Genomic DNA, 24,826 nt, shown 5'->3' with positions numbered 1-24,826 from the left:
CATATCAACGAACGTAAGGATGTCGATATGACCCGGGAGCCGGTGGATACATGCGACTTGCTGTGCCTCGATTTGCCTCACGCAGAAGGTATCCGGTCTGCGTTGCCGGATGCGACGGCGGTCGACCGTGCCGCCACCGGGGCCCGTGCGCTCGGCGATCCCACTCGTCTGCGCGTAGCGACAGCGTTGCTGTCGGGGGACGAACTGTGTGTCTGCGACCTCGCGTGGGTGGTCGGCATGGCGCAGAACCTTGTCTCACACCATCTGCGCCTGCTCAAGAGTGCCGGCCTCGTGACCGGGCGTCGCCACGGACGGTTGGTGATGTATGCGTTGACTCCGTCCGGTCATGCTCTCGTGACAGCGGTTCTGGCGGTCGCCGGGGTCTCCACGACAGCCGCGACGAAACCGGCGGCGGCCATAGTGCAGGGGCATACACATGAGTGACGCATGCTGCGGACCCTCAGATTCCGCCGCCCTCGAGGCTGAGGCCGATCAGGGACCGGTCCGGTTGTGGCAAGTACGCGAGTTGCGTTTCGCCGGCGCAGCAGCAGTTTTCCTCGCGTTCGGCTGGATCATCGGAAGCTCGCTATCGGACACCGCAGGCGTCGTCCTGGAACTGCTCGCGGCAGTTGTTGCCGCCTCCACGTTCGTGCCGTCGACACTGCGATCGCTGCGCCACGGGCGCATCGGTGTCGGAACGCTGATGACGATCGCCGCAATCGGCGCCGTGGCGCTAGGCCAAATACCCGAGGCCGCGCTGCTGGGAATCTTGTTCTCGGTCGCTGAAGGACTCGAGCATTACGCGGTCACCAAGACCCGGCGAGGCCTGCGGGCGCTGCTCGCGCTGGTTCCACCGACCGCATCGGTGATTCGTGGGGGTCTCGAGGTCACCGTGTCACCGGATGAGTTGATCTTCGGCGATGTGATGGTGGTGCGTCCCGGTGAGCGCGCGGCGACCGACGGGACTATCACCGCTGGCACTACCAGCGTAGATCTGTCGGCGATCACCGGCGAATCTGTGCCCGTGGAGGCGGGTCCGGGTGACTTGCTCTACGCCGGCGCGATCAACGGTGGCGGTGCGATCGAAGTCCGCGTAACCGCCCGCGCCGCCGACAGTTCCCTAGCCCGCATCGTGCACATCGTCGAGCAAGCGCAGGAACGCAAGGGCGCCGGCCAACGTCTCGCCGACCGCATCGCCCGCCCCCTGGTCCCGGCCATCATGGTGCTAGCCGCACTCGTGGCCGGTATCGGTGCGCTACTCGGTGATCCGCTGCTGTGGCTCGAACGCGGCCTGGTGGTGCTCGTTGCCGCGTCCCCGTGTGCGTTGGCGATCGCGGTGCCGCTGACGGTGGTCGCCGCGATCGGCGCCGCCAGCCGCCATGGCGCACTCGTCAAAGGCGGTGCTGCACTCGAAGAGCTGGGACAGGTCCGCGTCGTCGCGCTGGACAAGACCGGCACCTTGACCCGCGGCACTCCGGAGGTCATCGACGTGGTGAGCACACCCGAGGTCACCCGCGAGGACGCGTTGTCTTATGCCGCCGCGCTCGAGGCTCGCAGCGAGCACCCGTTGGCGAGCGCGATTCTCGCGGCCGCACCTGCTCTGGGCTCACCTGCCGATGACGTCACCGCGATCGCCGGTCACGGCCTCACCGGCCGGATACGCGGACAGCAACTGCGCCTGGGCAAACCCGGGTGGCTCGATCCCGGCGCGCTCGCCGGAGACGTCACTCGATTGCAGAGCGACGGCGCCACCGTCGTGCTGATCGAACGGGAAGGCACCGTCGTCGCCGCGATCGCGGTCCGCGATGAGCTTCGCCCCGAGGCCGCTGAAACGATCGGGCAACTGACGGCGCTGGGTGTCGACTCGGTCATGCTGACCGGGGACAACGACCGCACCGCACATGCTTTGGCCACTGCGTCCGGAATCAGCACCGTCCATTCCGAACTCCTTCCCGAAGACAAAGCCGACTTGCTGGCCACGCTAGCGCGCGGGCGGGCGATCGCCATGGTCGGCGACGGCGTCAACGACGCCCCGGCGTTGGCCACCGCCGATGTCGGTATTGCGATGGGAGCGATGGGTACCGACGTCGCTATCGAAACCGCCGATGTGGCGTTGCTGGGCGAAGATCTTCGCCATCTCCCGCAACTACTGTCCCATGCTCGGCGCGCACGCCGAATCATGATGCAGAACATAGGATTTTCCCTAGCGATCATCGGTGTGCTGATTCCGCTGGCCGCCACGGGCGTCCTCGGCCTGGCCACAGTGGTCTTCGTCCACGAACTCGCAGAAGTGCTGGTGATCGCCAACGCGATTCGTGCCGCCCGGACGAAAGCGCTGCCGGGCACCGGTGCCGTGCCCCGGGTATCCCCCGGCACGCTCAACATCTCGGTGTCGGCCTACCACGACACAGGCGACGCCTGTTGCGCTCCAGGACCAGCCACCACCCCCGTTCAACCACGGTCGGTGCCCGCGGTACCCCTGCTGCCGACACCACGAGCACGCGGCGCGGCGACCAGCAAGAGCTGTTCGGCCACAACAGAACCAGGGTGCAGTTGCTGTTCGAGCCCGTCGGATGGCGCCGATGACGTACCGAGTAGCTCGCCAACGTTTCATCGCGAGCGTCACTGAGGGAGCCACGCCGCGTCAGGAGCGTAGGCGTGATCTCCACGTGCGTACAATCAGTGCCGCCAGGACGGCGGCAGCACAGATCCCTTCTCCTGCTGCTCCGATCCGCGTCGCCAGGGTCGTCGTTGTCCTCAACGGCACCCGCGCGATGAGAACATCGGGGGAGAACAATTCTGTGCGTTGTGCAATGGTCCCATCAGGTTCGATGACCGCGCTCACGCCACTGGTTGCTGCGATGACCACCGCCTTATCGTGTTCGACTGCCCGAACTCGCGACATCGCGAGTTGCTGGTAGGTCATCTCGGTGCGCCCGAACGTCGCGTTGTTCGTCGGAACCGCGATCAGCTGCGCACCGGCGCGCACCGATTCGGTCACCAGATCGTCGAACGCGACTTCGTAGCAGGTCGCTACCGCCACGGGCACCCCGGCAAGATCGACAACGCCATCGCCTGTGCCAGGAATGAAGTTGCCAGCCCGGCTGGCGTAGGACGAAAGCTGTGTCATCAGTCCCCGCAGCGGCAAGTACTCCCCGAACGGCACCAGCTGACGTTTGTCATGCTCCTGACCAGGCCCGGTGACGGGATCCCACACCACCAACGTATTGCGGGACGTGCTGTGGCTCCCGGCGATCACCGCGCCCACCAGGATCGGCACCTCGATCGCCCGCGCGGCACGATCAATTTGCGCCGCAGCATCACGGTTACCGAACGGGTCGATATCGGATGAGTTCTCCGGCCACACCACCACATCGGGACGCACGACCCGCCCAGAGCTGACCTCCTCCGCCAGGTCGAGAGTGCGCCGGACATGATTGTCGAGCACTGCACGTCGCTGAGCATTGAAGTCCAAACCCAACCGCGGTACGTTGCCCTGCACCAACGCCACCGTCACCGACTGCTCCTCCGGTTCTGCTGTCTGCGACGGCGCCAGGGTCCATGTCAGCACTCCCACTACGGCGACTGCTACGCCTGGGCCGGCCAACGCCCGAGGGTGCACGTTGATTACCGCCACTGCGATCGCGGCCAGGAGTGCGCCGAGCAGCACCACAACGAAGGACAACCCCGGCGCGCCAGCCAAGGCCGCTAACGGCAGCAAGAACCCGTCCGGCTGACCGAATGCTATTCGGCCCCAGGGAAAACCGCCAAAAGGCACGCGGGAGCGGACGGCTTCGACTGCCACCCAGGCGCATGCTAGCCACACCGGCGCTCCGCGGCATCTGCCGACCAGCGCCGCCACCGCCCCGAAGACACCGAACGCCACCGCCTCGACCGCCGCCAAGGCCAGCCACGGCACCGCACCCACATACGTACCGACCCACGGCAGCAGCGGCACGAAAAAGCCCAGCCCAGCGAGATAGCCGTAGCCTGACGCCGCCCACAGCGACCGCCCACGCAGTGTCACCACCAGGACCGCGATCGCCACCGGGGCAAGGAACCACAGTTGGCGCGGAGGGAAGCTCACATACAGCAGCCCGCCCGAACCGGCCGCAGCCGCGATACGTAGTGCAGATGCACATATCGGTGGCAGACCTGCGCCGGCATGCCGAGCATCCGAGTGACGACTCACCGCCCACCGCTCCCCTCACCGGTTCGGTCGTGCGTGATATGCACGCCAATCGCCCGGACGACACCGCACGCCCTGTAAACTACTAGCCAACGTAGTAGTAATCGTGACGGGAGTGATGATCGTGCCAGCTCAAGCGGTCAAGGTTCGACGCGGAGGGATGTCTCGATGAGTCGCAACGTCAAGATGTCGCTCGCGGCAGTCTTCGTGTTCTGCCTGGCGCTCACAGTGGTGTTCGTGGTCTCCCGGGCCGGAGAGAGCGAACAGTCCGGCGACCAGGCGTATACGACGGTACGGCCTGATTCTCCACGGCTATCGGCTCCGACCGAGTCCAAGGCGACATTTGTCGAGTTCCTGGACTTCGAGTGTGAAGGGTGTGGGGCGGCGTACCCGGCGGTGGAGCAGCTTCGCCAAACCTACGGCGATCAAGTCACTTTCGTGGTCCGCTACTTCCCCCTCCCCGGGCACTTCAACGCCGACCGCGCGGCACGGGCCGTGGCCGCGGCGGCCGAACAAGGCCAATTCGAACCGATGTACCGCAAGATGTTCGACACTCAACGCAGCTGGGGCGAACAAAAGGTGCCGCTGGACGATCTGTTCTTCTCCTACGCCCAGGTGTTGGGCCTGGACATGGAGCGATTCGCCGCCGCCTATGACTCACAGGCCACCCGCGAGCTCATCGACCGCGATGTCGCTGACGGCAAAGCACTAGGCGTGACCGGAACCCCCACGTTCTTCATCAACGACGAACTCATCAAGCCCGAAGGCTATGACGATCTGAGCTCTGCGCTCGAATCCGCGATACGTCAGTGACCATCACACCCCGGCAGACCTCAGAGCCGTCAGGCTTTGCGCCCGACACGCAGATCCCGGTTTTCCCGCGGCTGCTCCCGTGGATTCTTGCGGTCTGCGGAGGCATTGGACTTGTCGCTGCGTTCGCACTGACCGTCGAAAAGTTCGAACTGGCAACCGATCCGAACTACACGCCGACCTGCAGTATCAACCCGATCGTCAATTGCGGATCGGTCATGGACACCCCCCAAGCAGCCGTCTTCGGGTTCCCCAACTCACTGCTCGGAATCGCAGGCTTCACAGCTCTGATCGCTATCGCCGTCCTGCTAGGACCCCGCCCGGCCTTGTGGGTCATGATCGGATTGCAGATCGGCCTGACGGGTGCGGTGGTGTTCGTCCATTGGCTGATATTTCAGAGTCTGTATCGAATCGATGCACTCTGCCCGTACTGCATGGCCGTGTGGGTCGTTGTCGTGGTTGCCTTTTGGTATGTGAGCCTGCGCAATGCCGACCATGTCTGCCCATCCGGGAGAGCACGCCGAGCCCTCGATGTGGTCCTCACGGTGCACACCGTAGTACCGCTGGTGTGGGCGATGGCGGTGATCGCCCTCATCATCGAACGCTTCTGGTGGTACTGGTCCACGCTGGTGTGACCGTGGCCCGATTGACAGGGGTGAAGCATCGTCTCTCCCCTGGCAACGATCGTGCACTTCGTGCGCAGACCGGCGGCGTGGGTGTCGTCGATGCGCCACCCCTCACGGGTGATGGGCTGCCAAGGCTTCCTCCTGGTGACGCTGGGCACTGGTCTCGAGCTGGAAGGTGGAGTGCTCGAAGGAGATGGCGAAGTGGGTCGCCACGCACGTTCGGATGTCATTCAAGATCGTGGGGGCGTGCCCGTCCTGGAAGCAGTCGTCATCGACCACCACGTGAGCGCTAATGATCGGCAGACCAGTGGCCACCGTCGATGCGTGGAGGTCGTGCACGTCCTGCACGCGGTCCATCTCGAGAATGTGGGCCCTGACGTCGTCCAAATCGATCTCCCTGGGCGTGAACTCCATCAGCACTCGCGTCGTCTCTGCCATGAGCTTGAGGGCGCGGGGTGCGATCAGTAGCGCAATGAACAGGCCGGCCAGTGCGTCGGCTTGTTGGAAGCCGGTGGTAGCGATGACGATCGCGGCGACAATTACACCCAGCGATCCCAGTGCGTCGTTGAGGACCTCCAGGAACGCCGCTCGCATGTTGAAGTTGGCCCCGCGTCCTGAGGCAAGCACCAGCATGGCGACGATGTTCGCCACGAGCCCGATGATTCCGAAGATCAGCAGTTCGGTCGAGGGAACCTCTGGCGGAGCGAACAGTCTCCGCACGCCCTCAACAGCGGCGTAGAGCCCGACAGCAAGCAGCAGCGAGGCCTGCCCCAGAGCGGCGATGACCTCGATGCGCCGCAGTCCCCATGTGCGAGTCTTGCTGACCGGACGGTGCATCACGGTTGCTGCGACCAGCGCGACCGCCAACCCGATCGCATCTGTCGCAGCGTGCGCGGTGTCGGTCAGCAGCGCCAGACTTCCCGTGATCACCGACCCGACCAACTGGGCCACGACAATGATCCCCGTCAGAACAAACGCTATCGCCAGACGGACACGCAGCGACGAGTCGCTGGACGCAGGATCGGTTGGTCCGTGGTTGTGTCCGGCTCCCATACTTCGTACTCCCTCTCATCCACACCCAGATAGCCACGCTACCCCTATATATCAATACATGCGCATGTGACTATATGACAGACCGGGCCGGAACGGTACCAGCGGATCACGTCACGACTGACTCGGGATGTGCTGAGATGGCCCGACGTTGGCGGCGTGGAGGCGGTGGTTGTTCGGTCTCGTGAGGGTGCGGTGACCGGAAACAGGGGGACGCTGTGGACGTCGAATCGGGGCCGCCACCACAGGGCTCAGATGGGTAGTTGAGTATCGGTGATGAACGCGTCGCGCACCCACACGATGAATTGGTCCCACAGGCCGGTGATCAAAGCGATGCCCACCGCGATCATCATGGCCCCGCCGGCGATCTGGATCATGCGGGCGTGGGTGCGCAACCAGCCGAGGCTTCGCAACGCCCACGCCGAGGAAAACGCAAGCACAACAAAAGGAATGCCAAGGCCGGCGCAGTACGCCACGATCAGCGCGACGCCCTTGGCTGCGGTGGCGCCTTCGGTGCCGCTGGCCGTAGCAATGACTGCCGCGAGTGTGGGCCCCAGGCACGGGGTCCACCCGAGTGCAAAGACCCCGCCGAGCAGCGGGGCGCCGGCGATGTTGGAGACGCGGCGGGGGGCGAACCGTCGTTCCTGTTGCAGTGCCGGCACCAGCCCGATAAACACCAAGCCCATGACGATGGTGACCACACCGCCGATACGTTGCAGGACTTCACGATTCACCACGAAAGTCGTGGTGACCCCAAGTACTGTGGCGGTCGCTGCCACGAAAACCACGGTGAAACCGATGACGAACAGGCCTGCGGCGAGCGCCACACGCGAGCGACCCCGTTTATTCGACTCCCCCACCGACACCGCCGGCGCCTCGGCGCCGACCACGCCAGCCAGATAAGACAGATACCCCGGGACGAGCGGGACCACACACGGTGAGGCGAACGACACCAGCCCGGCGATCATGCATGCGAGCAGCGCCAGCAGTAGCGGACCGCTGGCGACGACGTCAGCAAACGTCTCGCCGACCGAGGCTTGCAGTTCGACTGACTGCGCCGTCATGGGCGTTGTGTCACAGGCTCAGCGACGACGCGCTGAACTGTTGCCCCGAGTTCGTCGGCGGTGATGGCCTTGAGGAACACCGCGGCCGGACGGTGGTCGCGGTCGAGCACGATGGTCGTCGGCACCACCGACGTTGGAGTGGTCAGCGCAGCCAGAGTGATGCCGGCAAAGTCGTAGATCGAGGGAAAGGCGACTTTCCTGTCGACAATGAAGTCCTTCGCCGCTTGCCGGTTGTCGCGCAGATTGATACCGAGGAACTCGACCCCCGAGGTCTTGTTCTGGGCGTAGACATGCTCGAGGTCGTCGGCTTCTCCCCGGCAGGGTCCGCACCACGAACCCCATACGTTGATGACGACGACTTTGCCTGCGAAGTCGTTGAGTCCGACGGTCTGGTCGGTCACCACATCAGGGCCTGAGACGTCAGCGATCCTCTGACGGCTTGCAGGCGGGTCGTAGGTGATGACCGTCTGCCCGCCGGGTGAGACGAACTGAAAGGTTCCCCCCTGCGCAACGGCGTCGTCGCCAGCGCTACCACAACCCGACGCTACCCACGGCACCACGCACATCAGCGCCAGGATTGCCGCCCGCACCGCGGATATCCTTCTCTCCTGCTGCACCAGCACTCCTTGACCTTGATCTACTACGCAGCGTGGTAGATTAACGTTCGCGTTGTCAACATAGCCGTAGTTTTTGCGATCTGCACCGGCCCGTAGGCCCACGTCCCGCGGCGAGGGTTCTGCCGCGTTCATCTGACGTATCGGTGCGCTCAGCTGTGATTACGCTTGATTCGGTCGAGGTCCCGAGGCTGGGCATCATTGCTTATCTGCAACTACGTTCCCTAGTAATAGAGGCCGCCAGTTGCGACTGACGCTCAACCGGATCGTGTTACTGCTGTGACCTGTGGGGCCTATGGTTCGAACGGAGGGCTGCCAATCGGGGCCTCATGTGCACCTGGCGTGCGGTGCTGAACGTCAGTGCGTCGCGCCCGTCTCCGGAAGGTCTCGCTGGCATGCCTATGTCGTCCCTCATTCGCCGCTGCGGCGTTGCACGGCCCTGTCTGAGGCTGGGGGCCGTGGGAATTGTTGCTGCGGTTCTGCTGAGCCTCTCGCTTGACGCTCGAGCGCGCGCCGACGCAGATGACACCCATGTGGCCCAGCAGTTCGCCCAACTGGTCGCCGAGACGATCTCGGCATCCTTGGGGGGGCCGGCGATGGGGGAACTAGCCGACGAGATCCGGACCGTCAGCACATGTCTGGCCGATCGTGCGCGCCCAGTCGAGCCGTCGGAGCCAACGGATGACCCCATCACTGCGGTGGGTTGCTTTGCCGCCGTTCTCAGTGCGGGACGAGCAGCCGCCGAACTGGTTGTCGACGCGCTACCGATCGGGCGGTTGCTGGCGCTGCTGGCATTTGAGATGCGTCCCCACGATCCTGCGACCCCGCATCCCGCACCGAACGGTCCACCCGTCTATTCGTCGCCGTCGCCGGGGTCCGTAGTCGCTCCGACGAATGGTCGAATCACCTCCACCTTCGGTGACGGTCGAGGTCATCAGGGCATGGACATCGGCAACGACCTCGGCGCGCCGATTTTCGCGGTCACCGACGGCGAAGTGATCAACTCCGGCCCTGCCCAAGGCTTCGGATTGTGGGTACGTATCCGACATGCCGATGGAACAGTCACCACCTACGGCCATAACGACGACAACCTCATCGAGGTAGCGGCTCCGGTCACGGTCGGCCAACCCATTGCCACGGTTGGCAACCGAGGTAACTCAACCGGCCCCCACTTGCATTTCGAGGTGGCCGATGCATCCGGTGCTGCCCTCGACCCGGTGAGCTGGCTCGCCGAACGCGGCGTCCGTCTGCCCGCCGACGGCGAACCTACTATCCCTCCCAACGAACCGCCGAGCAGCGGAAGTGCAGACCTCTGGCGGTAGGGAGCAGCGCCGCGTAACCGCGATGACCCTCCGCGCCTGATATTGGTGAGGGAGCCGACTTTTCGTTGCCGCCATGTCGGTACTCGCCCGAGATTCGGGATTCCGGGCCCAACTATGCTACCTAGTAGTTAATCGACTACAGTCCGTAGTTACGGCCCGGGAAGTCGCACGCAGGATGCGCGTGTTGCTCGATCAGGGCCACCGTTTGTCCGACTCAGATGGAGGCCTGATGACCGCGGTGTCCCCGCGCCCACCCGAGGTGGTCGCTACGCGGCCCTACCCCGAGCGGCGCAAGTCCAGAGGGTCATTCATCTACAAGCTGCTGACCACGACCGATCACAAGTTGATCGGCATGATGTACATCGTCGTGTGCTTCGCGTTCTTCCTCATCGGCGGCCTGATGGCGCTGCTGATGCGCGGCGAGCTCACGACGCCGGGCATGCAGTTCCTCTCGACCGAGCAGTACAACCAGCTGTTCACCATGCACGGCACGATCATGCTGCTGATGTATGCCACCCCCATCGTGATCGGCTTCGCCAACTTCGTACTGCCCCTGCAGATCGGCGCTCCCGACGTCGCCTTCCCGCGGCTCAACGCCCTCGGCTTCTGGCTGTTCGTCTTCGGCTCGACCATCGCGATCGCCGGCTTCATCACCCCCGGTGGTGCCGCCGACTTCGGCTGGACCGCCTACACCCCGCTCAGCGATGCCATTCACTCACCCGGCGTCGGCTCGGACATGTGGTTTCTCGGACTGACAGTGTCCGGCTTGGGCACCATCCTGGGCGCGGTCAATATGGTCACCACGGTCATCTGTCTGCGCGCACCGGGAATGACGATGTTTCGCATGCCGATCTTCACGTGGAACATCCTGGTCACCAGTGTCCTGATCTTGCTGGTGTTCCCGCTGCTCACCGCGGCACTGCTCGGCGCCGAAGTCGACCGTCAATTCGGCGCGAATCTGTTCGATCCGTCCAACGGCGGCGCCATTCTCTGGCAGCACATGTTCTGGTTCTTCGGCCACCCCGAGGTCTACATCATCGCGCTGCCGTTCTTCGGCATCGTCTCCGAGATTTTCCCGGTCTTCAGCCGTAAACCGTTGTTCGGGTACTCAGGACTGGTCTACGCCACCCTCGCCATCGCCGCCCTATCGGTCGCGGTGTGGGCACACCATATGTATGTCACCGGCGCCGTGCTGTTGCCGTTCTTCTCCTTCATGACGTTCCTGATCGCGGTGCCGACGGGCGTAAAGTTTTTCAACTGGATCGGCACAATGTGGCGGGGCCACATGACGTTCGAGACACCGATGTTGTTCTCGGTCGGCTTCATGGTCACCTTCCTCTTCGGCGGACTCACCGGTGTGCTCCTGGCCAGCCCACCCATCGACTTTCAACTCTCCGACAGCTACTTTGTGGTGGCCCACTTCCACTACGTCCTCTTCGGCACCATCGTGTTCGCCACCTACGCCGGCATCTACTTCTGGTTCCCGAAGATGACCGGACGTCTGCTCGACGAACGCCTGGGCAAGATCCATTTCTGGCTGACGTTCATCGGCTTCCACCTCACCTTCTTGGTGCAACACTGGCTCGGAGCAGAAGGCATGCCCCGCCGGTACGCCGACTACCTGCCCTCAGACGGCTTCACCACGCTCAACATCATCTCCACCGCCGGCGCGTTCGTCCTCGGCATCTCGACCTTGCCGTTCCTGTGGAACGTCTTCCGCAGCTACCGCTACGGCGAGGTCGTCACCGTCGACGATCCATGGGGCTTCGGCAACTCCCTGGAATGGGCCACCAGTTGCCCACCGCCGCGCCACAACTTCACCGAACTCCCCCGCATCCGGTCGGAGCGTCCAGCGTTTGAACTGCACTACCCGCACATGGTGGAGCGGATGCGCGCCGAAGCTCACGTCGGCACACGGCACGGTGAACCCAGCGAGACCGCAGAAGAAGTCCGCCGTGCGCCGCTGACCACCGGAGACCATGAAGCATCTACAGATCCCGACCCGGAGAGCCGACCGTGAACAACTCCCCCTTCCCTGCCCTCGACCAGGCCGCCGTCCCGCGATCGCGCCGCCCGCTGACCGTTCCTCGATGGTTCGCCATCCTCGCAGTCGGCTACACCGCGTTGATGACCTTTGCGTTGACCCTGCTCGCGGGTTCTGTCCTCGCTCAGGGCACTCCCCTGCTGCTGTGGCTGATCGCGGCGACCGCGGCAGCCTGCGCGGCCCGCGGAGCAGCCGCGATCGCGGCCCGCACAGCACAACCAGCGCGCGGCCGTGCGCTGCGGCGGTAGCCGGTCGCGTCATCCATCGGCCCAACTCTGCGTGATCAGAGCCTTGCCTGCGGGGCGTGGTGCTGCACAGCGCCACGTGGGCCATGTCGAGACTGCACGCCCCGATGCATAGCTGACGCGATCCCGGTATGACCCTGGTGACGTGGATTATGCATCCTGTTGCGACAGTCTCTCGGCTGGCGGGTCCGATGGCGAAGATGCACTCTGGGCCTCGCGGGGGCGGCGCGCGCGGGGCGTGCGCGCAACACCATGAGACACGCGCCGGTGAAGGTCGTCGTTACCGGTGGCGCAGATGAACGAAACGTCACCGGGTTTGCGACACTAACTGCTGAAGAGTGAACGTGGCGGTGCGGGGACTCACGCGGTGAGCCCATGCGCAACAACTGAGAGCACCGGAAGTGCTGCAACGGTACACAATGCGGCACCCAGAAGTGGCAGTACACTCGCCGCTGCGTACTTCGATTTGGTCGGCTCGATCACGCCATTGTCGAGCATGCGCAGCCGGTAGCGCGTGGAGTGCTGCATGGGGGTCCCGGGGCCTACGCCCTGACCGGTGACATGGGCCAGTGCGCTGCGTACCGCAGCCGTGCTGGTGACCCGGGCTGCCGACATGTCGGCATCCACTTCGATCAGGGCCGCGACCGCCGCTGGCGCCCGCCGAAACAGCGGTACGAAGGGCAGAGCACGTGCCATGACGTCGCAGACCGCCAGGACCCGGTCGTGACGAGACCTTAGATGGGCGAACTCGTGTGCCAGTACTGCTGCCCGCGCCTCGGCCGGCACGCGTGTGCGCAGCGCGCTGGTGGCTACCACGAAACCGCTGCGTCCGCCGACGCAGTAGGCCATGGGGTGGGGATGATCGATCCAGAGTACGTCGGGGGTATCGGGTTCGGTGCTGCCTACCACCGCAACGACGTCGCGATGAAGGCGTTGCACACGTTGCACATCGCGCGTGTGACGAGCGCACGACATCGCGGTGCGAGCGACCACGGCGAACAGCACGACGGCGACGGTGATGCCATACACCTGGCTGAAATCGTCGCGCACCGCATGCAGGACAGCGCCAGCGCACCGAGCCAACGTGTCGACGAAACGCTCCGCAGGCGGCGCATCGGGCCATAAGGCCGACAGCGCCGACAGGAGAAGCAGTCCCACCGCAGTGGCAATGCTGCTGACCCATGCGGTGATCACTACCCGCGGTGACCATCGCTGTGGCAATCGGTCGAGAACGTAAGGACCCAACACACCCAGCACGGCCGCGCCCACCAGGTGGGCCAAAGCAACGCTCACACTCTCAGCGCCTTCTCGGACGATCCGTCCGCGTCCGGGACAAGTGTTCGCTAAGGACCTCGCGCTCCTCGGGGGTAACCATCCGCGCGAAATGCATCAGGACCGCCGTGGAATCGCCGCTGGCATCGAGCACCCGTCGCAGTGTCTGCGACGTCGCCTCCTCCCGCGACTGCAACGGGAAGTACCTGTAGGCGCGGCTGATCTTCTCGCGTCCGGCGAAGCCCTTCTTGTGCAGATTGGTTACCACGGTCAACACCGTCGTGTACGCCAGATCGCGATCGGCCAACGCATCGACAATGTCGTGCACACTCATCGCCGCAGAAGCGCCCCACAGCACGTCCATCACTGCGCGTTCCAACGAACCCAATTGAGTCACCGTCGCCTGCCTGATCGCCTTGTCTTTGCTGCCAGTCTAGAACAAACTACCCTGCTTAGTAGCCGAAGGTGGCTTCGCCAGGTTGGCCGCCACCATCTGACACACTTTTCGCATTTCCTGCGGTGCCATGACTCACCTCACCGCCTACTGAAAGCGCCACTCGTGACCGACCTCGTTGACGACACGTACTCGACCCGCCGCATCCAACTCGATGTAGGTGGCATGACCTGCGGTGCGTGCGCAGCCCGAGTGGAACGCAAACTCAACAAGATTGACGGCGTACGCGCCTCGGTGAACTACGCTACTCGGCGGGCCACCGTGGAACTCGATAGCCACGCAGGCGTGGCCGATGCGATCGACGCTGTTCACACGGCAGGCTATTCGGCTACGGAACTGACCGAGCAGGCTCCTCCTGTCAACGAGGATGCGTCGACGGCGAAGGCGCTGTTCACCCGACTGATCGTCGCGCTGGCCCTGTTCGTGCCGCTGGCCAACCTCTCCGTAGTGCTCGCCGTCATCCCGGACCTGCGTTTTCCCGGGTGGCAAGCGGTGTTGGTGGCGCTTGCCGCACCAGTCGTGACCTATTGTGCGTGGCCGTTCTACCGCACCGCGGTGCGTACGTTGCGGACCGGTGTGGCCACGATGGACACGCTCGTCTCCCTGGGAGTGCTGGCCGCGACCGCCCTGTCGATGTATTCGATGTTCTCGGCCGATGCGATGTCTGCCGCGGGTCAGGGGGTGTGGTCAGCGATCTTCTCCAGTGACTCGATCTACCTCGAAGTTGCCGCCGGCGTGACGGTCTTCGTGCTGGCGGGACGCTACTACGAAGCGCGTGCCCGCACACAAGCTGTCCAGGCATTGAGCGCGCTGGCCGCGCTACGCGCAACCGAGGCCCGCGTCGAGTGTGCAGGGGGTACGAGCATGCTCATACCCCTGGCGGAACTCAAAGTCGGTCAACGACTCATCGTGCTGCCGGGTGAGACCATTCCCTCGGACGGGCATGTGATCGAGGGCACAGCCAGTGTGGACCTCAGTGCGATGACCGGAGAGACGACGCCGGTGCAAGTATCAGCCAACCACCGCTCCACCGCAGTCGGGGGCACTACCTGCCTCGACGGGCGATTACGGGTGGAAGTCACTGCAGTCGGTGACGACACACGCCTTGCGGAGATGATCGCGCTGGTCGATAGCGCACAGATGGCCAAGGCCCGCGCTCAACGGGTCGCTGACCGTATCGCCGCGATCTTCGTACCATGCGTCATCGCCCTGGCTGTGAGCACTGTCGTGGGCTGGTCACTAACCGGAGCGTCCTGGGAGCACGCCGTGAGCGCCGCGGTGGCCGTGCTGGTCATCGCCTGCCCGTGCGCGCTGGGCCTGGCCATGCCGATGGCCCTGGTGATCGCCACCGGGCGCGGCGCCCAACTGGGAATCTTCCTCAAAGGGCATTCCGCATTGGAACTGTCCGGGACGATCGATGTGGTGGTCTTCGACAAGACCGGCACTCTCACCAATGGGCGACCTCAGGTCAGCGGCGTGTACACCGTCGACAACAACAGCACGGAGTTGATCCTTGGCTGGGCCGCGACACTCGAGCAGCACACCAGCCACCCCATCGCTACCGCTATCGCCGCAGCGGCCGGTCCGCAGTCCCTTCCTGCACCGGTCGAGGTGGTCACCGACGTCGGCAGTGGCGTGCGTGGAGTGATCGACGGCCTGAGGGTGCAGGTGGGCTCGCCGACGTGGATTGCCCGTACCGCTGCGGTGCCTGCCGCGCTCGACGCGCAGCGCGCTGACGTCGAACGCTCTGGTGGCACCGCGGTGTACGTCGCGGTCGACGATGCAGTTCGGGGCCTCATCGACATTCGCGATAGCGCCAAACCCTCTGCTCGCCAGGCAGTCGATGAGTTGCACCGCATGGGACTTCGCACGTTGTTGGTCACCGGCGACAACGCCGGCGCAGCGCAGCGCGTAGCAGCGCAGGTCGGCATCGATGACGTGACCGCCGGGGTGCTCCCGGCTGAGAAAGTGGCCATCATCGACGACGCGCGCAGGAGCGGTGCCTGTGTGGCGATGGTCGGTGACGGCATTAACGACGGGCCCGCTCTGGCTTCGGCGGATCTGGGCATTGCTATCGGTGGCGGTACCGATGTCGCTATCGGCGCCGCCGACATCGTGTTGGTGCGCGACGATCTCACCACCGTCGCGTTGGCCCTGCACCTCGCCTCGGCCACCCGACGGACGATGCGCACCAATCTGGCATGGGCGTTCGGTTACAACATCGCCGCACTGCCGCTTGCTGCCGCTGGACTGCTCAACCCCCTGATCGCCGGGGCGGCAATGGCCTTGTCATCGTTTTTCGTCGTCTCCAACAGCCTGCGTCTGCAGAACTTCGCGCGTGTAGACCACTGAGGGTGACAGTTGCTGGGTCGGTGCCAGCTGAGACACCATCGCTGCGACGGTTCGAGAGTCGCTGCCATCAATGGCGACGGACTCGGGCAGATCGGGCCGGCGTTCGGCACGCACCCACTGCACCAACAGCACCAGGCAGACCACCACCATCGGAATCTCGCTGATCACTGCGGCCACCACACCGCCCGCCCACTGCGTGCGCGCGAGGTCGGGACCCCACGGCAGTTGCAACTGGCTGTAGAAGGATTCACCGATCACCGTCGTGGAGGTCATCAGTGCGATACCAAAAATGGCGTGAAAAGGCATGACGGCGAACAGCAGACCTAGGCGCGCCAGAATCGGCAACTGCTTGGGGCCCGGGTCGATCCCCACAGAGACCCAAAAGAACAGGTACCCAAGGGTGATAAACAGCACGCTCATCAAGACGTGCCCCCAGTGGTAGCGGACGAGTACGTCGAACACCGGTGTGAAGTACACCAGAAACGACGAGCCCACAAACAACGCGAACGCGACAACTGGATTGAGCAGTAGGTGCACGCCTCCAGAGCCGAGCAGAGTCAGCAGTCCCCGCCGGCACGCCGCTCCACCAGTGTTACCTGCCGTTGGCAGCACCCTCAACAGCAACGTGATCGGTGCGCCACCCACCAGCAGAATAGGTGCGATCATGGTCAAAGCCGTGTGTTCGGCCATGTGCACGCTGAACAGAGCATTGCCGTAGGCCTTCAATCCGGAGCTGGTGGATACCACCACCACAGCGCAGCCCGTGACCCATGACGCGGTCCGCCGTATCGGCCAGCGATGTCCACCGCCCCGCTCCCGCCTGGCGGCTACGACATATCCCACGGCGCTCACCACCGCTGCCACACCCACCACAAGATCAACACGCCACAACGACACCAGCGACCCGACACCGGGCGGGCCAGGAAGCGAATAACCCAGGTACACGTCCCACGCAGTGAATGGGTGGGCAATCAACCCGGGTGCGACCCGGGTGTCCATCACCGCCCAACACGCCACCGCTGCCAGCGCAGCCCCCGCGGCAAGGGAAGAAGCAGTTGCCGACATCGGCACACCCCGGCGCAGGCGCACAACATCGGCGATCACAAGCACCGCCAGTACACCCACCAACAGCCCCGCAGCGCGACCGAAAGCCGACGACCACACGCCCGGAGTCCGCAGCAGCACCACCACACACACCGCGCCCACCAGAGCTGTCACATCGGCGCCCAAGACGACATAGCTGACACGTCGGTCGGCCGCCCTGTCGATGGTCGCCGACCCCAAACCACGAGCCCTAAACCGGTCGGCCCACCGCAGCCCCACCGACACCGCCAAGCTCGCCGCGAACACAATCACCGCGCCGGTCGTGTAATCGTGGTCAGGCCCCTGCGCGGCATTACCGACCACAGGCAGCGCGAGCACCCCGACCGTCGCGGGAACCACCAGCGCCACCTGGACCGACCACCGCAGCGACACCGAACCGACCAGCACCACGACACCCGCTGCCGCCACAACCAGCCACGCCAGCGCCGGCAAACTCACACTGAACGCGTAACCAACCTTGCCGCTGGACACCATCGCGCCCACGGACACACCAGTGGTGTCCGCGGCCGACGTAACCGCCATCAGCACCGCAACAACCACACCAAACCCTGCAGCGCGGCGGACGCGGCGAAACACCGGATACACCGCAGCGTCAATGAACCCCTGCGAGTCGGGAGACGCGGTGAGCACCACCGAAACTAACCCTCCGAGGACCGCCGCAGCCAACGCAAAGCCAGCAAAATTGCCGACCACATCGGCCACAGCCGTACCCATCCCCGGGTAAGGATCCGCACTCTCGACATAGCGAGTGGCCCCGGACGCCCAGGCGTACACCGCCAACACCAGCATCAGCCCACCGACCAGCAACGGCGCCACCACCCGAAGAGGAACTGCGCGCAGCAGTCGCGACTGGATTGACGAGGTGTCAGCCTCCGGCAACGCCTTTGATTCGCCCACCAACCGTATGCTACTACTGCGCATAGTAGTTAACTCACATGGATCGAGGGCCGCGGTGATCGACGACCTACTCCTGCGGTGGATCGTCACCGCCATGTTCGCGATCGGAGCGATCGACAGCATTCGCACCCTAGCCGCCCACCGCAGCGACCTGCGGCTCTCAGTCGTGCACTGCCTCATGCTCCTGATGTCGCTGGCGATGATCGTCATGGCGTGGCCACAAGGCAATCAGCTCCCACTGCTGCCTCTGATGCTGCTCTTCGCTCTCGCCACAGCAATCGCGGTCGTCTTCGCGGTGCCGAAGACGACCGCGCGGCGGCTTTACGTCTCTACCGCAGTGATGATGGCCTCGATGGTGTGGATGTATGCGGTGATGAGCCGGCACAATTCCACATCCGCCGTTCCCGCTGCCACCGCCCCCGCACACCACGGAGGCCCGTCGGGGGCCGACGCCATCAACGAGATGACACCGCTGCACGGCCCGTCATCAGATCCCATGTGGATGGGGTCGGTCACCTTGCTACTCGTGCTCGGCTTCCTCGCGCTCACCCTCTACTGCGCAGCCCGGTCAATTCAGCTGCCACGCACCGCGGCCCCAGCGCCACCACTGTCAAACGCTGTAGCGACGCTTCGCCGCCCGCATCTAGAGTTCTCGTGGATATGCCACACGTTAACCGCCGGTGGGACAGGAATCATGTTCGCCGCTCTACTCTGACAGGCCACCCGAGCCTCAGAGTGAGCGGTCATTCCCGATATCGCTACGGCCGCCGCGCAGCGCATGCTCATCACTGTCGCGTCTGCGGCTGTTCATGACCGTAACGCAGAAGCGATATCGCCGGGAACCGGCATCGGGCGCATCAGACCGGCGGCAACACGTCCGGTGTTGCCCTCGGGGTAGCGTCCGCTCAGCGATCCGGGAGCGGAAACGATGATGCGCACCACCTGGCCGAGCGCTTCGCGCCGATCATGTTGGTGCACAGCGAATCTGAACATCGAAATGTGGTTCTGAGTATGCAACCACGGGTCCGGCTGGGACACGATGTGGGCGCGTTCAAGATGGTGCCAGCGCTGCTCTGCCACCTCGGCGGCGGCGGCCGCTGCCATCTCTGCCCGGTAGAGGTCACGGGCTGCCTCACTAATGCGAGCCATCGCCAGCCTCCTCGGCGCAGCACGGATCATCCAACGCAAGTACCAGCCCGAGTAGATCGTCGAGTGCATGACCAATCCGGCTATTAGCCAGTTCATACCGACTCCGTCGACCCTCAGGTACCGCGACCACCAAACCGCATCCCCGTAGGCAGGCCAGGTGATTCGACAACGTTTGCCGCGACACCCCAATCGCCTCAGCCAAGTCCGCCGGATAGGCTCCACCATGGCGCAACCGAACCAACACCTGCGTTCGCGTCGAATCGGATAGTGCGTATCCAAACCTCGTCAACGCGTCATGCTGCGCTTCTACCACCGTGCTCACGCCAAAATGATACATGACTCGATGTATTCACGCACATCTGAACAGTAAAGGTCAGGACTTCCGTCCGGCTCGATTAAGGCATAATCCTTTGCCTGTGCCTGACATAGCATAAGTTATCGGCGAAATATGTTGTGCTGCTTTATATTACGTCACCAGTGACGTAATGCAACGCGAACTAGCAGTTCAAGGAGACCGATCATGGCAACGCGGACCACGGTGCGCACCGAGTTCCTGTGCGACGTTTACACCTGCGCACTTGAAGGCGGTATCGGCTACTGGTCGACCTGTACCGACTATCGCTGGAGCAGTGATCCGCGAGCGACTGTCGAGGAAAGCTCCGGCGATCCGAGTAGTGCCCCATAGGGTGGTGTAACTCGGTGGCCGAGATCGCCTGCAGCTACGTGTTGTACACGGATGTAGAGCGGCCACCGTGTGATCCTTCGAGTCAACCGTCTAAAGAATCCTCGAGGAGTCATCACGATGACCGCACCCCATATTGTCGACCCTGCAGGCCTACTTGGCCAAGCCCTATCCGACGCATCACCGGATCTGATGCGCGAGCTGCTGCAGACCATGATCAACGCCCTGCTGTCCGCCGACGCCGACAGCGTGTGCGGCGCCGAGTGGAACGCCCGCACCGCCGAGCGCACCAACCGGCGCAACGGCTACCGGCACCGGCCCCTGGACACCCGCGTCGGCACCGTCGACGTCGCGGTGCCGAAGCTGCGCTCGGGCAGCTACTTCCCCGAATGGCTGCTCGAGCGCCGCAAGCGGGCCGAGTCCGCGCTGATCACCGTCGTGGCGGACTGCTACCTGGCCGGGGTATCCACCCGCCGGATGGACAAGCTGGTCAAGACCCTGGGCATCGACTCACTGTCAAAGTCGCAGGTTTCACGCATGGCCGCCGACCTGGACGAGCAGGTGGCCGCGTTCCGGCACCGCCGCCTGGACGATGCCGGCCCGTTCACGTTCGTCACCGCCGATGCGTTGACGATCAAGGTCCGCGAGAACAACCAGGTCGTCAAGGCGTCCGTCCTGCTGGCCACCGGGGTCAATGGCGACGGGCACCGCGAGGTCCTCGGGATGCAGGTCGCCACCAGTGAGACCAAGGCCTCGTGGAACACTTTCTTCGCCGACCTGGTGGCCCGCGGACTGGGCGGGGTGCGGCTGGTGACCTCCGATGCCCACGCCGGGCTCGTGGACGCGATCGCGGCGAACCTGCCCGGTGCAGCGTGGCAGCGGTGCCGCACCCACTACGCGGCGAACCTCATGGGCGTGTGCCCCAAGTCCATGTGGCCGGCCGTGAAAGCGATGCTGCACAGCGTGTATGACCAACCCACGGCCACCGCGGTGAACGAGCAGTTCGATCGGCTGTTGGAGTACACCGAAGGCAGGCTGCCCGACGTTGCTGACCACCTTGGCGATGCCCGCGAAGACCTGCTGGCCTTCACCGTGTTCCCCGACGACGTATGGCGCCAGATCTGGTCCAACAACCCCACCGAACGGCTCAACAGGAGATCCGCCGCCGCACCGACGTCGTGGGCATCTTCCCCAACCGGGACGCCATCGTCCGCCTCATCGGGGCGGTCCTGGCCGAGCAGACCGACGAATGGGCCGAAGGACGCCGCTACCTCGGACTCGAAGTCCTGAGCCGCTGCCGCCTCACACTGACCACCGACACCGGCACCAGCTCGACCACGGAGGTGAGCACCGATGAACTGATGCAACTACCCGCCTGATCACCAACGAAGGATCAAAAACCAGTTACACCACTACCAGGGGCTTGACCGCGATCCGCACGTGATCACGCTCGACACGATCGCCCGGGGCGTGAACTCCATCGTCAATGGCGCAGCAATGATTCCGGATGTGCAGCGTCGTAGGATCGCCGCCGCTGTCCGCACCCACGATGCCGAGACCATCGACGCGACAGATGCAGACGCCATTGTTCAGGCGGCACTGTTTGGCTCCCTCGTCTACGGGTGAGACCAGCGGTCACTGCGGTCTCGACGAGCTGAGGTGTTTCCGATTGCGGTGCCGATGTAGTGCTGAGCGGATAGTGGGCCCTGGTCCGAGTTCTTTCGCGATCGACAGTTCGCCGGCCATCAGCAACGCCAACCACCCGAGAATGGCTAGCGTCCATCCTGCCCCGACGAAGACTCCCGACGGCCACGCGGTGGCGGTAATCCGCCAGAGCGCGCAGAAGCCAGCGAGGAGCACGCCGACGGGCAGGGTAGCCAGGCCGACCAGGCCGGTGGTCCATTTGAACCGGGCGGGCGGCGGTGTAGGTCCAAGCTCAGGGTGCGGCTGCCAGCGCACCGCCCGAACAGGTTGTGTTGCCGCGTCTATGACAGCGGCCACGCCGAATCTCGACCAGTAGACGAGGCCGCTCAGGAGCAGGATCTGCCAGACGAATCCGGCCGCTACCGCTTGATTCAATGCGGCGTCCTTTCTTCACGGTCTGAACAGGCGTGATTGGTGGCTCAATCGCCGATGCGCGATGCGCACCGCCGGCAGAAGGTACCGGTGTGTTGACGGGTATGCCCATCGGGTAGCCGTTGGGTTTCCGTCGCGAGGGTGGGGCTGTGGCCTACTACGGCGCAGATGACGGGTATCCCTGTACCGCTGTCATATTCGGCGTCGGAACGCACCCAAGAACTTCATGCGCAACGCGACAAACGCCGCGACGCCTACGCCCACGGCGATGACGATCGCCAGGGGGAATGGCAGCACCGTGCGGAAGAAAATGAGCCCGGCAATCATGATCGCCGCAGGGATCAGCAGGGTCATGACGATGAAAGAGCGAGACTCGCCGTCCTCGCTCGGTGTCTGGCGCCCTCCGAGTATGAGTCCGATAGTCGCCGCGCCCACCCAGAACACCGCAATCATCACCCATCCCACGGCCGCGCCCCATGCGCCGGACGGGACGATCGACGTGTCGGGAAAGTTGGCGTCAGCAGCAAGGATCATCGGCGTTGTCCTTCCGGATTGGTTCGACCGGTGTCGAAGCCGAGGGCACGAAGGTGCTGGACATCGGGAATGCGAACCCGCGCAATGAGGAAGCACTCGACCGCTCCCGCAACAAGCACCACAGCGCCGCACACCCACGTCGTGGTGTTTCCGTCGTTGAGGGCGGCTGCGGTGGCGCCGCATACGACTGTGATCGCCGCAAAGGTCATCGCAACTCGCTGGAATTGCCGTGCACGGGCAACAGCGGTCGCGGCGTCCTTGTGTGGGCGAGGCTGAAAACGGTTAACGCGTTGCCGAATTACCCCGGCGGTGATTATTGTGACGGCTCCGGCAAAGAGCAGGATGATCGCCGTGGTTTCCATAGGTGTTATTTCCTTCTGTTGGCGATGAGCGCGAGGACTTCGGCGACTTCCTCGTTCTCAGTGACCTCGCCGCGTGCCGAGCGGGTCAGGAACTCAATGTCGTCACGTTGCGGGTTCCAGCCGTCGAGGACGTTGTTGTCGATCGCCTGCACGACACCGCGGACCTGCAGATCGGTGAGTCCTGAGAACAACTCCGGCCAACGGGCGATCCACTGTGACTCGATCATCACTCACCTTTCGGATTGGTTCACCTGTAAGGCACTGTCGCACAGTGGTCCGACAGTCTCGCGTCGGCGACACTGCGGTGGGCGGGGGTGAGCCCTACCAAGGGCCGTCATCTCCACCATCGACGCCCGACTCGATGCCACGATGCGTCCGAGAGTCACACAGGTCATCAATCCGGAAGTAGCTGCGAAGCAGGTATGTCGAAGTGGTCAGCGATCCGGTACAGCGTCCCGACGGTGATGTTCTCACCGCCGGACTCGATCGCCGACAAGTGTGTCCGGTGCACGCCAACAGCTTTGGCTACTTCGGCCTGCGTCTGACCGCGACCGGTCCGCGCGTCACGCACCCGGCTGCCCAGCTCCCGAAGTCTCTCCACGATGTTGACTATAACCCACACCTATGTAGACTAAAACCATCATCGCTGATGATGCGGTGAACCTTCGCTGCCGACTCGGGCAGAAACAAGAGTGGTCCGCGGGTGCTGGAACACCCACGGACCCGACGCACACCACGGAAAGGGCCGTGACATGCACCAATGCCCCACTCTACTCGAACAAGCCTCCGGCTATCTCGCCGCCGATCACACCATCCGCCGCATCACCCCGACCGCCCGGGCGAGCGCCGCAGCGGCGATCCTGGCGCACTACCCGCCGACCTCGGCGTTCGATGCTGGATTCCGACAGCGGCTTGTCGAGTTCACTCCTGACGTGGCGTCTGCCGATCAGCGAAAGGGGCGGTAGGCCAATGGAGTTCGCAACTCTCGGAGTCCTGGCCGACGCAGCTCCCCTCATACCGGAGGCCCCTGAGGCCTTTGTGCAGGTGGCGGCCAATCTCGGATGGGGGGCCTCGATCATCGGGGTGGTCATCTTGTTGGGGGCGGGCCTGCGAGCCGCCATTGCGAAGAAATCAGGCGGGGGCGCCGCCGCCGTCGTTCCACTTGCGGTCGGTGGTGTCATCCTCTCCTCCGTCGGACTCGTTCTGACACTGGTCGGCCCCGGCCCGGATCGGGACAGGCAGCCAACCTCCCCCGACGCGTCCCCCGCGCCACCGCCGCCGGCCCCGGCCGAGCAGACACCGTCTGCCCCCGAGGCGCCCACCGACTACACGACGCTGTGGATCATCTGCGGAGCCGCCGCGGCCAGCCTCATCGTCATCGCTGTCGCGGTTCTCGCCTGCCACAAAGTGAGCCAAGCACGTTCTCGCCGAGCCGTTCTGGTGACGAGTGTGCGTGCTCAGTGGGTCAAGGCGGCCGACGTCCTGGGCTCCATCGACGCCGAGTACGCCGCCTACCACGCCGACCTCGCCGACCGGTTGTTCGCGCGCCCACTCCTCGACGACACCAACGATCCCCGCACCGCGGCGTTCCTCGACGCCTACACCGCGGCCCACGCTGCGGCCTACGACTCCCGGCCCCTGGACAGAGACCTCGCCGACCGTGCCGTCGCCACCGCCCTCGCTGCCCGCGACGCACGGGACAGTGCCTCACGCCATGCCCGCGAGACCGGCCTGAACATCCAGCCCGCCAAGCGTGGAAAGCTCACCCGAGCACGCAAAATGCTCGACCAGGCACTGGACCCGACCATCACCGACGCCTACCGCGACAACCTGCTCGACCGCATCACCACACTCATCGCCGAGGCCGGCGCACGCCGCATCCCACCGGTCCGGGCGCTGGTCGCAGAAGCTGTTCAGCGGCAACTCAACACGGCAGTCTGTCGGCCGCAGCTGCAACAATGACCCACATTGAACGCCACC

The 24,826-nt window shown here is 64.4% G+C and carries 25 protein-coding genes and 1 pseudogene; 12 read left to right on the top strand and 14 right to left on the bottom strand.

Annotated elements, in window-relative coordinates; all coding sequences use genetic code 11:
* Nucleotides 1-27 precede the first annotated feature (27 nt).
* The gene (locus AC3B5T_RS20235; protein WP_055476457.1) at nucleotides 28-444 is read left to right on the top strand and encodes an ArsR/SmtB family transcription factor; all 417 of its coding nucleotides are present in this window, start codon (nucleotides 28-30) and stop codon (nucleotides 442-444) included.
* Nucleotides 437-2,629, top strand: a complete 2,193-nt coding sequence (locus tag AC3B5T_RS20230; RefSeq protein ID WP_055476458.1) for a heavy metal translocating P-type ATPase — start codon at nucleotides 437-439, stop codon at nucleotides 2,627-2,629. Before AC3B5T_RS20235 ends, AC3B5T_RS20230 begins: the two co-directional genes overlap by 8 nt.
* Before the next feature lie 15 nt (nucleotides 2,630-2,644).
* Here the strand turns inward: AC3B5T_RS20230 and lnt are convergent, their stop codons facing one another.
* Nucleotides 2,645-4,153, bottom strand: coding sequence for an apolipoprotein N-acyltransferase (lnt, locus tag AC3B5T_RS20225; RefSeq protein WP_226514238.1), 1,509 nt, complete (start codon nucleotides 4,151-4,153; stop codon nucleotides 2,645-2,647).
* A 204-nt stretch (nucleotides 4,154-4,357) separates the two neighbouring features.
* Between lnt and AC3B5T_RS20220 the strand changes: the two genes are divergently transcribed.
* Nucleotides 4,358-5,002 carry a DsbA family protein gene (locus AC3B5T_RS20220; RefSeq protein ID WP_055476459.1) on the top strand — a complete coding sequence of 215 codons (645 nt, stop codon included), beginning with the start codon at nucleotides 4,358-4,360 and terminating at the stop codon, nucleotides 5,000-5,002.
* 53 nt (nucleotides 5,003-5,055) lie between these two features.
* Nucleotides 5,056-5,634: a vitamin K epoxide reductase family protein gene (locus AC3B5T_RS20215; protein ID WP_101821345.1), complete on the top strand. Its 579-nt coding sequence runs from the start codon at nucleotides 5,056-5,058 to the stop codon at nucleotides 5,632-5,634.
* Between the two features lie 102 nt (nucleotides 5,635-5,736).
* On the opposite strand, the gene AC3B5T_RS20210 is transcribed toward AC3B5T_RS20215, so the two are convergent.
* The 3 genes from AC3B5T_RS20210 to AC3B5T_RS20200 all read right to left on the bottom strand — a co-directional run bounded on the left by AC3B5T_RS20210 (nucleotide 5,737) and on the right by AC3B5T_RS20200 (nucleotide 8,305).
* Nucleotides 5,737-6,678: a cation diffusion facilitator family transporter gene (locus AC3B5T_RS20210; RefSeq protein WP_065629398.1), complete on the bottom strand. Its 942-nt coding sequence runs from the start codon at nucleotides 6,676-6,678 to the stop codon at nucleotides 5,737-5,739.
* A 248-nt stretch (nucleotides 6,679-6,926) separates the two neighbouring features.
* Nucleotides 6,927-7,739 (bottom strand): cytochrome c biogenesis CcdA family protein, encoded by an 813-nt coding sequence (locus tag AC3B5T_RS20205; RefSeq protein WP_055476895.1) that lies wholly within the window; start codon nucleotides 7,737-7,739, stop codon nucleotides 6,927-6,929.
* Nucleotides 7,736-8,305 (bottom strand): TlpA family protein disulfide reductase, encoded by a 570-nt coding sequence (locus tag AC3B5T_RS20200; RefSeq protein WP_101821343.1) that lies wholly within the window; start codon nucleotides 8,303-8,305, stop codon nucleotides 7,736-7,738. The genes AC3B5T_RS20205 and AC3B5T_RS20200 overlap by 4 nt, the downstream gene beginning before the upstream one ends.
* Before the next feature lie 443 nt (nucleotides 8,306-8,748).
* Between AC3B5T_RS20200 and AC3B5T_RS20195 the strand changes: the two genes are divergently transcribed.
* From AC3B5T_RS20195 to AC3B5T_RS20185, 3 genes are all read left to right on the top strand, one after another.
* Nucleotides 8,749-9,675, top strand: coding sequence for a M23 family metallopeptidase (locus AC3B5T_RS20195; RefSeq protein ID WP_055476918.1), 927 nt, complete (start codon nucleotides 8,749-8,751; stop codon nucleotides 9,673-9,675).
* A gap of 229 nt (nucleotides 9,676-9,904) precedes the next feature.
* Nucleotides 9,905-11,695, top strand: a complete 1,791-nt coding sequence (gene ctaD, locus AC3B5T_RS20190; protein WP_055476897.1) for an aa3-type cytochrome oxidase subunit I — start codon at nucleotides 9,905-9,907, stop codon at nucleotides 11,693-11,695.
* A complete protein-coding gene (locus tag AC3B5T_RS20185; protein ID WP_055476898.1) occupies nucleotides 11,692-11,967 on the top strand; it encodes a hypothetical protein in 276 nt (91 codons plus the stop codon). Before ctaD ends, AC3B5T_RS20185 begins: the two co-directional genes overlap by 4 nt.
* A 357-nt stretch (nucleotides 11,968-12,324) precedes the next feature.
* Here AC3B5T_RS20185 and AC3B5T_RS20180 read toward each other — a convergent pair whose 3' ends face one another.
* Together AC3B5T_RS20180 and AC3B5T_RS20175 are read right to left on the bottom strand one after the other, a co-directional pair.
* Nucleotides 12,325-13,158: a M56 family metallopeptidase gene (locus AC3B5T_RS20180; protein ID WP_231632806.1), complete on the bottom strand. Its 834-nt coding sequence runs from the start codon at nucleotides 13,156-13,158 to the stop codon at nucleotides 12,325-12,327.
* Nucleotides 13,159-13,261: 103 nt separating this feature from the next.
* A complete protein-coding gene (locus AC3B5T_RS20175; protein ID WP_055476900.1) occupies nucleotides 13,262-13,633 on the bottom strand; it encodes a BlaI/MecI/CopY family transcriptional regulator in 372 nt (123 codons plus the stop codon).
* 162 nt (nucleotides 13,634-13,795) lie between these two features.
* On the opposite strand from AC3B5T_RS20175, the gene AC3B5T_RS20170 reads away from it, so the two are divergent.
* Nucleotides 13,796-16,042 (top strand): heavy metal translocating P-type ATPase, encoded by a 2,247-nt coding sequence (locus AC3B5T_RS20170; RefSeq protein ID WP_055476901.1) that lies wholly within the window; start codon nucleotides 13,796-13,798, stop codon nucleotides 16,040-16,042.
* Here AC3B5T_RS20170 and AC3B5T_RS20165 read toward each other — a convergent pair.
* The gene (locus AC3B5T_RS20165; RefSeq protein WP_223258964.1) at nucleotides 15,980-18,043 is read right to left on the bottom strand and encodes a cytochrome c oxidase assembly protein; all 2,064 of its coding nucleotides are present in this window, start codon (nucleotides 18,041-18,043) and stop codon (nucleotides 15,980-15,982) included. The genes AC3B5T_RS20170 and AC3B5T_RS20165 overlap by 63 nt on opposite strands.
* A gap of 55 nt (nucleotides 18,044-18,098) precedes the next feature.
* Between AC3B5T_RS20165 and AC3B5T_RS20160 the strand changes: the two genes are divergently transcribed.
* Nucleotides 18,099-18,758 carry a DUF5134 domain-containing protein gene (locus AC3B5T_RS20160; protein ID WP_055476902.1) on the top strand — a complete coding sequence of 220 codons (660 nt, stop codon included), beginning with the start codon at nucleotides 18,099-18,101 and terminating at the stop codon, nucleotides 18,756-18,758.
* 92 nt (nucleotides 18,759-18,850) lie between these two features.
* On the opposite strand, the gene AC3B5T_RS20155 is transcribed toward AC3B5T_RS20160, so the two are convergent.
* A complete protein-coding gene (locus AC3B5T_RS20155; protein WP_055476920.1) occupies nucleotides 18,851-19,192 on the bottom strand; it encodes a DUF3703 domain-containing protein in 342 nt (113 codons plus the stop codon).
* Nucleotides 19,179-19,529 (bottom strand): ArsR/SmtB family transcription factor, encoded by a 351-nt coding sequence (locus AC3B5T_RS20150; RefSeq protein ID WP_078111946.1) that lies wholly within the window; start codon nucleotides 19,527-19,529, stop codon nucleotides 19,179-19,181. Before AC3B5T_RS20150 ends, AC3B5T_RS20155 begins: the two co-directional genes overlap by 14 nt.
* 465 nt (nucleotides 19,530-19,994) lie before the next feature.
* Here AC3B5T_RS20150 and AC3B5T_RS20145 point away from each other — a divergent pair.
* Both AC3B5T_RS20145 and AC3B5T_RS20140 read left to right on the top strand, forming a co-directional pair.
* A pseudogene (locus AC3B5T_RS20145) lies at nucleotides 19,995-21,253 on the top strand (IS256 family transposase).
* A gap of 61 nt (nucleotides 21,254-21,314) precedes the next feature.
* A complete protein-coding gene (locus AC3B5T_RS20140) occupies nucleotides 21,315-21,500 on the top strand; it encodes a hypothetical protein (protein ID WP_488357855.1) in 186 nt (61 codons plus the stop codon).
* A 9-nt stretch (nucleotides 21,501-21,509) separates the two neighbouring features.
* Here AC3B5T_RS20140 and AC3B5T_RS20135 read toward each other — a convergent pair whose 3' ends face one another.
* The 5 genes from AC3B5T_RS20135 to AC3B5T_RS20115 all read right to left on the bottom strand — a co-directional run bounded on the left by AC3B5T_RS20135 (nucleotide 21,510) and on the right by AC3B5T_RS20115 (nucleotide 23,447).
* A complete protein-coding gene (locus tag AC3B5T_RS20135; RefSeq protein ID WP_156354350.1) occupies nucleotides 21,510-21,953 on the bottom strand; it encodes a hypothetical protein in 444 nt (147 codons plus the stop codon).
* A gap of 189 nt (nucleotides 21,954-22,142) precedes the next feature.
* Nucleotides 22,143-22,484 carry a hypothetical protein gene (locus AC3B5T_RS20130; RefSeq protein ID WP_055476904.1) on the bottom strand — a complete coding sequence of 114 codons (342 nt, stop codon included), beginning with the start codon at nucleotides 22,482-22,484 and terminating at the stop codon, nucleotides 22,143-22,145.
* Nucleotides 22,481-22,846 (bottom strand): hypothetical protein, encoded by a 366-nt coding sequence (locus AC3B5T_RS20125; RefSeq protein ID WP_139115549.1) that lies wholly within the window; start codon nucleotides 22,844-22,846, stop codon nucleotides 22,481-22,483. Before AC3B5T_RS20125 ends, AC3B5T_RS20130 begins: the two co-directional genes overlap by 4 nt.
* A gap of 5 nt (nucleotides 22,847-22,851) precedes the next feature.
* Nucleotides 22,852-23,073 carry a hypothetical protein gene (locus AC3B5T_RS20120; protein ID WP_055476921.1) on the bottom strand — a complete coding sequence of 74 codons (222 nt, stop codon included), beginning with the start codon at nucleotides 23,071-23,073 and terminating at the stop codon, nucleotides 22,852-22,854.
* 167 nt (nucleotides 23,074-23,240) lie between these two features.
* Nucleotides 23,241-23,447, bottom strand: a complete 207-nt coding sequence (locus AC3B5T_RS20115) for a helix-turn-helix transcriptional regulator (protein ID WP_165630006.1) — start codon at nucleotides 23,445-23,447, stop codon at nucleotides 23,241-23,243.
* A gap of 368 nt (nucleotides 23,448-23,815) precedes the next feature.
* Between AC3B5T_RS20115 and AC3B5T_RS20110 the strand changes: the two genes are divergently transcribed.
* Nucleotides 23,816-24,808 carry a hypothetical protein gene (locus AC3B5T_RS20110; RefSeq protein WP_055476907.1) on the top strand — a complete coding sequence of 331 codons (993 nt, stop codon included), beginning with the start codon at nucleotides 23,816-23,818 and terminating at the stop codon, nucleotides 24,806-24,808.
* Nucleotides 24,809-24,826: the final 18 nt, after the last annotated feature.

This window comes from Gordonia sp. G4 (assembly GCF_057770005.1).
Note: the sequence above shows the minus strand (reverse complement) of the source record. Positions and strands in the feature narration are given on the sequence as shown.

What these genes read in the sequence shown, in the direction of transcription:
- AC3B5T_RS20220 (WP_055476459.1), top strand. Translation starts at nt 4,358, where the DNA reads ATGAGTCGCAACGTCAAGATGTCGCTCGCGGCAGTCTTCGTGTTCTGC.
- AC3B5T_RS20125 (WP_139115549.1), bottom strand. Translation starts at nt 22,846, where the DNA reads ATGGAAACCACGGCGATCATCCTGCTCTTTGCCGGAGCCGTCACAATA.
- AC3B5T_RS20235 (WP_055476457.1), top strand. Translation starts at nt 28, where the DNA reads ATGACCCGGGAGCCGGTGGATACATGCGACTTGCTGTGCCTCGATTTG.
- AC3B5T_RS20150 (WP_078111946.1), bottom strand. Translation starts at nt 19,529, where the DNA reads ATGTATCATTTTGGCGTGAGCACGGTGGTAGAAGCGCAGCATGACGCG.
- AC3B5T_RS20230 (WP_055476458.1), top strand. Translation starts at nt 437, where the DNA reads ATGAGTGACGCATGCTGCGGACCCTCAGATTCCGCCGCCCTCGAGGCT.
- AC3B5T_RS20195 (WP_055476918.1), top strand. Translation starts at nt 8,749, where the DNA reads ATGCCTATGTCGTCCCTCATTCGCCGCTGCGGCGTTGCACGGCCCTGT.
- ctaD (WP_055476897.1), top strand. Translation starts at nt 9,905, where the DNA reads ATGACCGCGGTGTCCCCGCGCCCACCCGAGGTGGTCGCTACGCGGCCC.
- AC3B5T_RS20130 (WP_055476904.1), bottom strand. Translation starts at nt 22,484, where the DNA reads ATGATCCTTGCTGCTGACGCCAACTTTCCCGACACGTCGATCGTCCCG.
- AC3B5T_RS20120 (WP_055476921.1), bottom strand. Translation starts at nt 23,073, where the DNA reads ATGATCGAGTCACAGTGGATCGCCCGTTGGCCGGAGTTGTTCTCAGGA.
- AC3B5T_RS20110 (WP_055476907.1), top strand. Translation starts at nt 23,816, where the DNA reads ATGGAGTTCGCAACTCTCGGAGTCCTGGCCGACGCAGCTCCCCTCATA.
- AC3B5T_RS20200 (WP_101821343.1), bottom strand. Translation starts at nt 8,305, where the DNA reads ATGTGCGTGGTGCCGTGGGTAGCGTCGGGTTGTGGTAGCGCTGGCGAC.
- AC3B5T_RS20155 (WP_055476920.1), bottom strand. Translation starts at nt 19,192, where the DNA reads ATGGCTCGCATTAGTGAGGCAGCCCGTGACCTCTACCGGGCAGAGATG.
- AC3B5T_RS20210 (WP_065629398.1), bottom strand. Translation starts at nt 6,678, where the DNA reads ATGGGAGCCGGACACAACCACGGACCAACCGATCCTGCGTCCAGCGAC.
- AC3B5T_RS20205 (WP_055476895.1), bottom strand. Translation starts at nt 7,739, where the DNA reads ATGACGGCGCAGTCAGTCGAACTGCAAGCCTCGGTCGGCGAGACGTTT.